Genomic DNA, 1,042 nt, shown 5'->3' with positions numbered 1-1,042 from the left:
ATGAGACCTGTGTGCGGGTAGCTGACTGCCTGCGGGAGGTGGAATTTCTGACCTGCCGCCCCTTTATGTTCGGGTCTGGCCATGCGCGGGTGTCGAAGACGCCCCCGTTCGTTTCATTCCCCGATTACCCGGCGACGATATTGAGTGTGCGTCGGAAATTGTAGGCGATGGCCGAGAGGTGGATCTGGACGGCGGCCTTGGCGAGACCGCGCCATCGCATGCGGCGCAATCCATAGCTTCGTTTCCACGTGCCAAAAATCTTCTCGATCCGTCCGCGGACACGATGGACACCGTGGTTCCATGCCTTCAGGCACGCCACCGTCTCTTTTTCGTCGCGTCCCCACATCCCTGTCGCCGCCACCCGGATGCTGCCGCCCCTGGCGCGCACGGCTTCACGGAAATGCGCTCCCCGATAAGCGCTATCAGCAAACACTTCGCCCGGATTGTCCGGCAACGCATCGGGACCGGCCCGACCATCATTGATGTTGGCCGGCGTGACGAAGATCTTCTCCACCAGGGCGGTCGCTGCGTCGGCGCCCACATGGGCTTTGAAGCCATGAACGGCCCTTTTGCCCATGTGTTTGACCCGGCGCGCTTCGCTGTCGTGCTCCGTGTGCGACGCGATGATGGTCGCATCGACGATCGTGCCGGTCTTGATCCGGATCGCCCGGGCTTTCAGTTGGGCCGTGATGGTTTCGAACAGGGATTTGTCGAGGGACCGGGACACCAACATGCGTCGAAACCGCACAAAGGCCGTGCGCTCCGGTGTCGGTTCGTGAAGAGAAAAACCGCAGAACCGGCGAAAAGATGCCCGGTCGTCCAGCGCCTCGGCCAGCTTGACGTCGGACAGGTCATACCAGACCGCAAGCAGCATCGCCCGCAACATCGAGAGGGGCGGCCATGCAGGTTCGCCCTTCGTCGCAGGATACAGCGACGACAGCATCTCGCCGATCGGCTGCCAGTCGATCAACGCCACGATCTCGTCCAGCGATGACGTGGAACGGTCCGGTCGCGAGAACCCAAGACAATCCTGACCGATTGA

1 protein-coding gene is annotated in these 1,042 nt (G+C 62.0%); it reads right to left on the bottom strand.

Features of this window, described 5'->3' with window-relative positions:
* Positions 1-124: 124 nt before the first annotated feature.
* Positions 125-1,039, bottom strand: a complete 915-nt coding sequence (locus PWM43_RS15330; RefSeq protein WP_289843328.1) for an IS5 family transposase — start codon at positions 1,037-1,039, stop codon at positions 125-127.
* Between the last annotated feature and the right edge of the window lie 3 nt (positions 1,040-1,042).

Source organism: Brytella acorum (genome assembly GCF_029309905.1).
GTDB lineage: Bacteria > Pseudomonadota > Alphaproteobacteria > Acetobacterales > Acetobacteraceae > Brytella > Brytella acorum.
Note: the sequence above shows the minus strand (reverse complement) of the source record. Positions and strands in the feature narration are given on the sequence as shown.